Genomic DNA, 10,595 nt, shown 5'->3' with positions numbered 1-10,595 from the left:
CCCCGTCAATCGTCGGCTGACGGTGTCGTCATGTTCGGTTCGGTCAGAGTGACGGCTTTTTCTGCAACAAAGGCATCACATCCGCCATCTCCGGCCCGCGCTGCTTGCCGGTGACCGCCAGCCGCAGCGGCATGAAAAGCCCCTTGCCCTTGCGGCCCGTCGCGTCCTTCACGGCACTTGTCCATGTCGACCAGGTATCGTCGGCATAAGGCGGCTCGCCCAGCATATCAAACGCCTGTGCGACAAATGCGCGGTCCTCGCCCGCCACTTGCGGAGTAGCCCCATCACGGAACAGCGCCCACCAACCCTCGACATCGTCCAGCTTGGTGATGTTGTCGCGCACCGCCTGCCAGAAGGCCGGGGCTAAATCATCGGGAACGCCGGCGTCTTTCAGTGTGTCCGCCACGTCCACGTGCGTCAGCGTGCCCAGATAGCGGGCCGTCAACGGCCAGAGGTCCTCTGCATCGAATTTCGTCGGTGCGGAGCCAAATTTCGACAGGTCGAACCCCGCCACAACGTCGGCGACAGATGTCCGCAATTCCACAGGATCGGCCGACCCCAGCCGCGCCATGAGCGACAGGATCGCGAAGGGCGAAACCCCGCTCTTGCGCAGATCGCGCAGCGCCAGCGTGCCAAGGCGTTTCGACAGCGCCTCGCCCTGCGGGCCGGTCAACAGCGAGTGGTGCGCGAAACGCGGCACGGCCCCGCCCAGCGCCTCGATGATCTGGATTTGCGTGGCGGTGTTGGTGACGTGATCCGACCCGCGCACCACGTCCGTGATGCCGAATTCCACATCGTCCACGACGGACGCGAGCGTATAGAGGATTTGCCCGTCGTTCTTGAACAGCACGGGATCGGAAACGGAGGCCGCGTCAATGGAAATATCCCCGATGATGCCGTCTTCCCACTCGATCCGCTCGTGCTTCAACTTGAAACGCCAGTGCGATCCGCGTTCGGCGCGCAGCGCGTCCTTTTCCGCTTCCGACAGGTTCATCGCCGCACGGTCATAGACCGGCGGTTTGCCCATGTTCAGTTGCTTCTTGCGCTTGAGGTCAAGCTCTGTCGGCGTCTCGAAACACTCGTAAAGACGGCCCATGTCGATCAGGCGCTGCTTGGCCTCGTGATACTGTGCCATGCGCGCCGACTGCCGCTCCACCCGGTCCCAGGTCAGGCCCAGCCAAGTCAGATCGTCCTTGATCCCCTGCACGTATACTTCCTTGGACCGCTCCGGGTCGGTGTCGTCGATGCGCAGGATGAATTCGCCGTCGTTCTGCCGGGCAATCGCATAGTTGAACAATGCGGCACGCAGGTTGCCGATATGGATCCAGCCGGTGGGCGACGGGGCGAAACGGGTTGTGGTCATGGGGCTCTCCGATCTGAAACGCTGCTTTGTCACGGCGGCGGGCGTTTGTCCACATGGGCGATATCACGCAAGCGTTCATGGTCAGGGATGCTGCGGGCGCTACTGTTATCGCAAGGACAACATAATGGAGGATACGCAGATGAAACTCACACGTCGCCAAACCCTGCTGTCAGGGGCGGCCCTGCCGCTGGGTGCAACGCTCGCCGGGTCGGCGCAGGCAGACGGCCACACCGCCGGTACGATGCCGACGCACCGCGATTTCGTGCTGGGCGATTTCAAGGTCACGACTCTGCTGGCAGGAAACCGCCCGGTTGAAAATCCCCATGAAATCTTTGGCTTGAACGTCGACGACGCGACCTTCGAGGAGGTCAGTGAAGCCAATTTTATCGGCACTGATGCGGCACAGTTCTTCTTTACGCCGACGGTCGTGAACACCGGGTCAGAGGTGATCCTGTTCGATACCGGGCTGAACGCGGGCGGGTTGCTGAGCGCGCTGGAGGCGGCGGGTTACACCGCAGATCAGGTCACGCATGTCGTGCTGACCCACATGCACGGCGATCATATCGGCGGGCTGACCGACGACAGCGGCGCAGAGACCTTCGGCAACGCGGCCTATGTCACAGGTCAGGTGGAGTTTGACGCCTGGGCCGCAATGGAGAACGAGGGATTCGACAACAAGGTCAGACCCTTGGCCGAAAAGATGAGCTTTGTCGGCGATGGCGATGCGGTGCGGTCGGGTGTGACGGCCGTGGCGGCGTTCGGGCACACGCCGGGGCATATGGGCTATATGCTGGAGAGCGGCGGCAAGCAGCTTTTCCTGATGGCCGATACCGCAAATCATTACGTCTGGTCAGTGGCTTACCCCGATTGGGAGGTCCGGTTCGATCAGGACAAGGCGGCTGCGGCAGAGACCCGCAAGCGGATCATGGGTATGGCCGCGGCCGACCGTATTCCACTGATCGGCTACCACATGCCGTTTCCCGGCATGGGTTACATCGAGGCAGGCGGCGAGGGCAGCTTTCGTTACGTGCCGCACAGCTATCAGTTGATGTAGCGGCTCAACTAGGTTTGACCGGCCAGCGCGTTGCAAGGTCGGTCAAACCCGCGCGGACCAGTTCGCGCACAACGCCCAGATCGACATCCGCCAACTTGTTGATATAGAGACACGATTTTCCGATCTTGTGCTTGCCCAACCGGTCGAGATAGCTTTGCAGATCGGCATAGCCGGGCATGATATAGAGCACCGTGTTCGCCTTGCGCGGGCTGAAGCCGGTGGCCAGAAACGTGCCCGACCGGCCGCTTTCATAGGTATAGTCATAGGATCCGTAGCCGATGATCGACGGCCCCCACATCTGCGGGGTCCAGCCGGTTTCGTCGCGCATCAGCGCGTCCAGCGTTTCGGCGTCGGCGCGACGCACGGGGTGGTCCACCGATGCGATGAAATCGGCGACGCTTTGCTCTGTCACCCGGGTTTTGTTTTCGGCCATGGCGGACACTTTCCTGATATTCAGGTCATGGTTAACACAGACGCCTGCCACGACAAAACCGCCTGTCACACCCCGTGCACCGGGCGTGCACAGCGCGTCACCGGACAAACACGCCAGTGGCGTTAATCATTGGGTGAAAAATGCCGGCTGATCTGCAGAGCCTTCGCTTGCCAGGAAGGGCAACGCCTGACTTCGGGGAGGCGTGAAGCGCCTTCCCGTGGGGAAGTCAGGCGCTGCCCGGCATGCCGCCGGGCGGTGGATCCTCGGAAAAAGTGATACATGCTTTCAAGCCGTTGAAACAGCGTCACCCGCTTTCGTCGCGGTAGCGGTTCACGATGGGGTAGCGCCGGTCGAGCCAGAATGCCCGGTCGGTCAGCCGCGTGCCGGGGGCGGACTGGAACCGCTTGTACTCGCTGATGTAGATCAAATGCTCCACACGCTTGACCATCTCGCGGTCATACCCGGCGGCCACGCAATCGGCGACGGATTTGTCCCCGTCCACCAGCATCTTCAAAATCCCGTCCAGCACGTCGTAGGGCGGCAGGCTGTCGCTGTCCTTTTGATCGGGGCGCAATTCGGCGCTGGGGGGTTTGTCGATGATCGTGGTGGGGATCACCTCTCCCGCCGGGGCCTTCATCCACGGGCGATGGTTGGCGTTGCGCCAGCGGCAGGTGTCGAACACCCGCGTCTTGTACATATCCTTGATCGGGTTGTAGCCGCCCGCCATGTCGCCGTAGATCGTGGCGTAGCCCACCGCGACTTCTGACTTGTTGCCGGTGGTCAGGAGCATTTCGCCGAACTTGTTCGACTGCGCCATCAGCAGCAAGCCGCGCAGGCGGGACTGGATGTTTTCCTCTGTCAGGTCCTCGTCCAGCCCGTCGAACAGCGGTGCCAGCGTTTGCGTGATCGCGCGGCGCGCCTGTGCGATCGGCACCGTGTCGTAGTCGCAGCCCAGCGCATCGACTACCGCCTGCGCATCGTCCAGCGAGGCTTGCGACGTGTATTCCGACGGCAGCATTACGCAGCGCACGTCGTCGGGGCCAAGCGCATCGGCGGCGATAGTCGCCACGATGGCGCTGTCGATCCCACCGGACAGACCCAGCAGCACCTTCTTGAACCCGGTCTTGCGCATATAGTCGCGCAGGGATTCGACCATGGCGCGGTAGTCTTTTTCCAGATCGTCAGGGAAGACTTCCATCACGCCGGGGCGGGCGCGCCAGCCGTCATCCGTCCGGTCGAAATCGACGTGATGGACCATTTCGTCGAAAAGCGGCAGTTGCACTGCCAGCTTTGCACCGGGGTTCAGCACGAAAGAACCGCCGTCGAAGACCTGATCGTCCTGTCCGCCGACCATGTTGACATAGACCAGCGGCACATCGTTTTCGGTGACCCGGGCGACCATCTTGTTCATCCGCACGTCGAACTTGCCCTTCCGGTAAGGCGAGCCGTTGGGCACCACCAGGATTTCGGCACCGGATTCGACCATTGCCTCGGCCACGTCAGGATACCAGGCATCCTCGCAGATCGGCGAGCCGATGCGCGGGCCGTCAGGGATCGCGTAAGGCCCCTGGATGGCACCGCGGTTGAACTGCCGCACCTCGTCGAAGACGTTGTAGTTGGGCAGGAAGTGCTTGAGCTGACGCGCGACGATCTCGCCACCGCGGCAGATGTAGTAGGCGTTGTAACGCCGCACGCCCTCCACATACGGCCCGCCGATGGCCAGCGTCGGGCCGTCCGCACAATCGGTGGCGAGTTGCGCGATCCGGTCCATCGCCGCGATTACAAAGGCCGGCTTCATCACCAGATCCTGCGTCGAATAGCCCGCGATGAACATCTCGGGCAGGGCCACCATATCGGCACCGGCCGCCTTGCCCTGTTCCCAGGCCTCGCGGGCCTTGGCGGCATTGCCGTCCAGATCGCCCACGGTCGGGTTCAGCTGGGCGAGTGTCAGGCGAAAAGTCTGTGTCATCGGCGTATCCTGTGCGTGCGCGCAAGATGTAGCAGACTGACGCCCGAGGGGAAGCGGATTGCCGCAGGGGCGCACTGGTCGAAGCCCCGATGAGGCGTTGCCCCGCTCCGCCTGCCCCGCTAGATTGGCGCAACGCTGACGACAAACCGGGGAAGATCAATGAGTTTTGGATGGACCAAGAGTGCTGCAATCGCGGCCATGCTGGCGACCTGCGCCGCCCCGGCGTTCGCCCAGACGGTGCAGACCAAGCAATACGACGACGGTGGCGTCTATGAAGGCGAGTTCCTGAACGGCAAGCAGCATGGCACCGGCACCTACCGGCTGCCCAACGGCTATGAATACACCGGTGAGTGGTTCGAGGGCGAAATCCGCGGCACCGGCATCGCCACCTTCCCCAACGGATCGGTTTACGAAGGCACCTTTGCCCGCGGCAAGCCCGAAGGCACCGGGCTGATCACATTCGCTGACGGCGGCACCTACGAGGGCGACTGGGTCGACGGCAACATCACCGGACGCGGCATCGCCAATTACGCCAATGGCGTGACCTACGAGGGCGAGTTTCGTAACGCGATGCACCACGGGCAAGGCACGATGCGCAGCCCGAACGGGTATATCTACGAAGGGCCCTGGGTGAACGGCGTCAAGGAAGGGATCGGGCGGATCACCTACCCGGACGGCGCGGTTTACGAGGGCGCGCTGAAGGCGGGCGAGCGTGACGGCGAAGGCACGCTGACCGCCGCCGATGGCACCGTCTTTGCGGGCACATGGGTCGAGGGCCAGATCCAGGGCGAAAGCCGTCTGGTGCAGGCCAACGGCGATATCTACGAGGGCGATCTGGTCGCCGGGCGGCGCGACGGCGTGGGCAAGGTGACCTATGCCAACGGCGATGTCTACGAGGGCGGCTTCAAGGACGACCGCCGCCACGGCCAGGGCACCTTTACCGGGACAGACGGGTATCGATACGTTGGGTCCTGGGTGAACGGGCAGATCGACGGGCGCGGTGTCGTGACCTACCCCGACGGATCGGTTTACGAGGGCACGTTCCGCGCCGACCTCGCCCACGGGATCGGCAAGATCACCTATACGGACGGATCGAGCTATGACGGCGAGTGGGAAAACGGCGTCATCAACGGGACCGGCACAGCCGTTTACGCCAACGGACTGGTGTACGAAGGGCAGTTCCTGAACGCCAAGAACCACGGGCGCGGCAAGATGACCTATGCCGACGGATACACCTATGACGGCGAATGGGCCAACGGGCAGCGCAACGGGCAAGGTGTGGCGACCTATGCCGATGGCACCGTCTATGAAGGGGAGTTCGTCGACGGCCAGCGCCATGGCACCGGCAAGATCACCCTGCCTGACGGCTTCACCTACGAAGGCCAGTGGTCCGAGGGCGAGATCGACGGGGTGGGTGTGGCGACCTATGCCAATGGCGACGTATACGAGGGCAGTTTCGTGAAGGGCCGCAGGCAGGGGGCAGGCACGATGCGCTATGCCACCGGCGAGGAAATCAGCGGCGACTGGGACGACGGCGCGCTTGAGCAGGACCCGGCGCAGGCGCTCGACAATGCGACGGCGCCCGGCGCGCCGGAGGATACGGATGTCGTGCCGGAGGGCGGCGAAGGCAACTGACGCTGGGGGCTGCCTGCACTTGACCCGTTTCAGACGACTTCGCCCGCGTCGAGACGTGCCAGCCACTCCGCCGCCTCCTCGCGGATCGTCGCCTTCTTGTCATCGTCCATCCTGTCCCATGTGGCGTACATCTGCCCCATGCGATTGTTGCCTGCGAACCGGTCGCGGTGCCGGACGAGGAAATCCCAGTAGAGCAGGTTGAAGGGGCAGGCATCGGGGCCGGTCTTGTCCTTCACCTTGTAGACGCAGGATGTGCAGTAGTTCGACATCTTGTCGATGTAATTGCCCGACGACACATAGGGTTTGGACGCGATGATCCCGCCATCGGCGAATTGCGACATGCCGATGGTATTGGGGGCCTCCACCCATTCGTAGGCGTCGGCATAAACGCATAGATACCAGTCGTGCACCTGTGCGGGGTCGATCCCCGCCAGCAGGGCGAAGTTGCCGGTGATCATCAGGCGCTGGATGTGGTGGGCATAGGCCTCATCTCGCGTCTGGGCGACGGCCTGCGCCATGCAGTGCATCTTTGTCTCGCCGCCCCAATAGAGCCAGGGCAGCTTGCGGGAATGGTCCAGTTCATTGCGTTGGGTGTAGTCCGGCCCCTCGTGGAAATAGATGCCGCGGATGTATTCGCGCCAGCCGATGATCTGCCGGATGAACCCTTCGGTTGCGTTTAGCGGTGCGTCGCCATCGCGGTAGGCCTGTTCGACCTGCTTGCAGACCTCCAGCGGGTCCAGCAGGCCCGCGTTGATGTAAAGCCCGATGATCGCGTGAAACATGAACGGCTCGTCCGTCAGCATGGCGTCCTGATAATCGCCGAAGCTGGGCAGGCCCTTCTTGATCCAGTGGGTCAAGTGGCGTTGCGCTTGCCCCGCGTCTGTGGCGAACCAGAAATCATCGAGGGTGCCGAAATTATCGGCAAAGCGGTCTGCCACCAGGTCCAGCACCTCTTGCACCGTGTCATCGGGGGTGAAGCGCATAGGGCCGTTGTAATCCACGTCTGCGGGCGGGGCCTTGCGGTTGTCGTGGTCGTAGTTCCACTTGCCGCCCTCGGGATCGTCGCCATCCATCAGCAGGCCGGTCTTGCGGCGCATGTCGCGGTAGAAATACTCCATCCGCAGCTGTTTGCGGTCCTTGGCCCATGCGTCGAATTCATCGTGGGTGGCGATGAACCGATCGTCGGGCAGGCTGTGGGATTTGATCGGCAGGTCGCCCAGCGCCTCGATCAGTCGCCATTCGCCCGGTTCGGTATAGACGACGCCGGCGGCATCGTATTCCTCGGCCCGGCGCAGGATCTCGCCGGTGATGGAGCCTGCGTTACCGGGATCGTCCAGCCGGGTGTAGGCGACCTGCCAGCCGTCCTCTTCCAGACGCGCTGCGAATTTGCGCATGGCCGCGAAGCAAAAAGCGATCTTCTTGGGGTGGTGGCTTACATACGTCGCCTCGTCCGCAACCTCTGCCATGACGACGACATCATTACCCTTATCGCACTTGCGCAGCGCCGAGAGATTGTCCGACAGCTGATCGCCCAGAACGAGAACCAGCCTCACCACGGCACCTTTGCGCCGCTGTAGTCGTAGAAATTGCCGGTGTCGTCGGGGGTCAGGCCCGCGAGGACAGAGATCAGGTTTTCCGCCGCCTCCGCCGATTTCACCGTCTTGTGGCGGCCCGCGTAGTCTGTGGTGAACGGTGTTTCCACGGTGCCGGGATGCAATGCCACGCAGATGGATTTCTTGTGCGACCGGCCCAACTCGATAGCGGCACCGTGCACGATCTGATTCAGCGCGGCCTTGGACGCGCGGTAGGAATACCAGCCGCCGATCCCGTTGTCGCCGATGGATCCGACGCGGGCGGACAGCACCGCAACCATCCCGCGTTCGTCCTTGGGCAACAGACGGGCGGCGTGTTTCAGGATCAGTACGGGGCCGATCGCGTTGACGGCCATGACCCGCGCCATGGCGCCCGGCTCGACTGCGGAAAGCGATTTTTCAGGCGCACCACCCTCGGGGGCGAGGATGCCGATGGCCACGAAGATCAGATCGAACGGACCTTCGATAACACTTAGCACACGGTCGACCGCAGCGGCATCCGTCACGTCCAGCCCGTCCTTGCGCGACAAGCCGGTGACGGCGACGCCCTGCCCCTCAAGATGTTCTGCGATGGCCGACCCGATGCCGCCGGTCGCGCCCAGTATCAGTGCTTTTTCCATAGCCCAAACACTAGTGCCGCCGGATGGGTTGCCCAGACGCTCCGCCCCGCTTTTTCGCAATTACGCGCCCCGCGTAGCAAAAACATGCTTTCCATCAATCGCGGCGTCGGTATAGTCGCGCCCATGAACACCGTCGCACATATCCCAACCGCCGCCCGTTTCGGGCTGCTTGGCTGCGACCTGCTTCTCCTTAGCCGCCTCTGAGCGTGCCATCCGGCGCGACCGCTCAGAGGGTGAAACGCGCCATGACATGCTAAGGAACAAAGGATCAATCAAATGACAAACGACGTGTTGATTTTCGACACCACCCTGCGCGACGGGGAGCAGTCCCCCGGTGCCACCATGACCCACGCCGAAAAGCTGGAGATCGCGGAACTTCTGGACGACATGGGCGTCGACATTATCGAGGCCGGCTTCCCCATCGCTTCCGAAGGGGATTTCAAGGCGGTATCCGAGATTGCCGCGCAAGCGAAATCGGCCACGATCTGCGGGCTGGCGCGCGCGAACTTCAAGGATATCGACCGCTGCTGGGAAGCCGTGAAGCATGCCAAATCACCCCGCATACACACGTTCATCGGCACGTCGGAGCTGCACCGCGCGATCCCGAACCTGACGATGGACGAGATGGCCGAGCGTATCCACGAGTGCGTCACCCACGCCCGCAACCTGTGCGACAACGTGCAGTGGTCGTCGATGGATGCGACGCGCACGGAATGGGATTTCCTGAAACGCACCATCGACATCGCGATCAAGGCGGGGGCGACCACGATCAACATTCCCGACACCGTGGGCTACACAGCGCCGCGCGAAAGCGCCGACCTGATCCGGCGTCTGATCGCAGAGGTCGACGGAGCCGAAGACGTGGTGTTCGCCACCCATTGCCACAACGATCTGGGCATGGCCACGGCCAATTCGCTGGCCGCTGTGGAAGGTGGCGCGCGCCAGATCGAATGCACGATCAACGGGCTGGGCGAACGCGCGGGCAACACCGCGCTGGAAGAGGTCGTGATGGCGCTGAAGGTGCGTGACGATATCATGCCCTACCACACGAAAATCGACACTCGCAAGATCATGAACATCTCGCGTCGGGTCGCCACGGTGTCGGGCTTTGCCGTGCAGTTCAACAAGGCCATCGTCGGCAAGAACGCCTTTGCCCATGAAAGCGGCATCCATCAGGACGGGATGCTGAAGAACAAGGAAACCTTCGAGATCATGCGCCCGGAGGATGTGGGCCTGTCGGGCACGTCGCTGCCGCTGGGCAAGCATTCGGGCCGGGCCGCCCTGCGCGCCAAGCTGGAGGCGATGGGCATCGACATGGCGGACAACCAGCTGAAAGACCTGTTCGTGCGGTTCAAGGATCTGGCTGACCGCAAAAAGGAAGTGTTCGACGACGACATCCTGGCACTGGTGCATCAGAATTCGGGGGCCGAGGACCGGCTGAAGCTGCTGTCGCTGAAGGTCGTCTGCGGCACCGACGGCCCGCAGACTGCCGAAATGACGATGGAAATCGACGGCGAGGCGCATAGTACCGAGGCCGTGGGCGACGGCCCGGTGGATGCCACCTTTAACGCGGTCAAGGCACTGTTCGAGCATGCGGCGCGGCTGCAGCTTTATCAGGTGAGCGCGGTGACCGAAGGCACGGATGCGCAGGCCACGGTATCGGTGCGGATGGAAGAGGACGGCCGGATCGCGACCGGGCAGTCGGCCGATACCGACACCGTGGTGGCCAGTGCGAAAGCCTATATCAACGCGCTGAACCGTCTGCTGGTGCGGCGCGAACAGTCCGGCGTCGGTTTCGACACCAAGGGCGTCAGCTACAAGGACGTCAGCTAGACTGTGCACCGAGGTTGCAAAAGTGAAATTTTGCAACCTCAGAACCCCGAAAATTCGACTGTTGTGAGCAGGAATAATCAAGCGGCGGATTGACGC

At 62.7% G+C, this 10,595-nt stretch carries 8 protein-coding genes; 3 read left to right on the top strand and 5 right to left on the bottom strand.

Features of this window, described 5'->3' with window-relative positions; genetic code table 11:
• Positions 1 to 43 precede the first annotated feature (43 nt).
• Complete coding sequence (gltX, locus tag AC04PH_RS05110; RefSeq protein WP_483064662.1) at positions 44 to 1,363, bottom strand: glutamate--tRNA ligase; 1,320 nt, start codon at positions 1,361 to 1,363, stop codon at positions 44 to 46.
• A 139-nt stretch (positions 1,364 to 1,502) separates the two neighbouring features.
• Here gltX and AC04PH_RS05105 point away from each other — a divergent pair, with 139 nt between their 5' ends.
• Positions 1,503 to 2,417: an MBL fold metallo-hydrolase gene (locus tag AC04PH_RS05105; protein ID WP_483064661.1), complete on the top strand. Its 915-nt coding sequence runs from the start codon at positions 1,503 to 1,505 to the stop codon at positions 2,415 to 2,417.
• A gap of 4 nt (positions 2,418 to 2,421) precedes the next feature.
• On the opposite strand, the gene AC04PH_RS05100 is transcribed toward AC04PH_RS05105, so the two are convergent.
• Both AC04PH_RS05100 and AC04PH_RS05095 read right to left on the bottom strand, forming a co-directional pair.
• Positions 2,422 to 2,850, bottom strand: a complete 429-nt coding sequence (locus tag AC04PH_RS05100; RefSeq protein ID WP_483064660.1) for a DUF1801 domain-containing protein — start codon at positions 2,848 to 2,850, stop codon at positions 2,422 to 2,424.
• 304 nt (positions 2,851 to 3,154) lie between these two features.
• A complete protein-coding gene (locus AC04PH_RS05095) occupies positions 3,155 to 4,819 on the bottom strand; it encodes an NAD+ synthase (protein ID WP_483064659.1) in 1,665 nt (554 codons plus the stop codon).
• 159 nt (positions 4,820 to 4,978) lie between these two features.
• Here AC04PH_RS05095 and AC04PH_RS05090 point away from each other — a divergent pair, with 159 nt between their 5' ends.
• Positions 4,979 to 6,454 carry an MORN repeat-containing protein gene (locus AC04PH_RS05090; protein WP_483064658.1) on the top strand — a complete coding sequence of 492 codons (1,476 nt, stop codon included), beginning with the start codon at positions 4,979 to 4,981 and terminating at the stop codon, positions 6,452 to 6,454.
• A gap of 29 nt (positions 6,455 to 6,483) precedes the next feature.
• On the opposite strand, the gene AC04PH_RS05085 is transcribed toward AC04PH_RS05090, so the two are convergent.
• Positions 6,484 to 8,010, bottom strand: a complete 1,527-nt coding sequence (locus tag AC04PH_RS05085) for a cryptochrome/photolyase family protein (RefSeq protein ID WP_483064657.1) — start codon at positions 8,008 to 8,010, stop codon at positions 6,484 to 6,486.
• Positions 8,004 to 8,666, bottom strand: a complete 663-nt coding sequence (locus tag AC04PH_RS05080; protein WP_483064656.1) for an SDR family NAD(P)-dependent oxidoreductase — start codon at positions 8,664 to 8,666, stop codon at positions 8,004 to 8,006. Before AC04PH_RS05080 ends, AC04PH_RS05085 begins: the two co-directional genes overlap by 7 nt.
• Before the next feature lie 276 nt (positions 8,667 to 8,942).
• Here AC04PH_RS05080 and AC04PH_RS05075 point away from each other — a divergent pair, with 276 nt between their 5' ends.
• Entirely contained in the window at positions 8,943 to 10,499 is a 1,557-nt protein-coding gene (locus tag AC04PH_RS05075) for a 2-isopropylmalate synthase (protein ID WP_483064655.1), read from the top strand.
• Positions 10,500 to 10,595 lie beyond the last annotated feature (96 nt).

This window comes from Yoonia sp. KMU-150, assembly GCF_056858355.1.
This window is presented reverse-complemented; position numbering and strand designations above follow the sequence as displayed.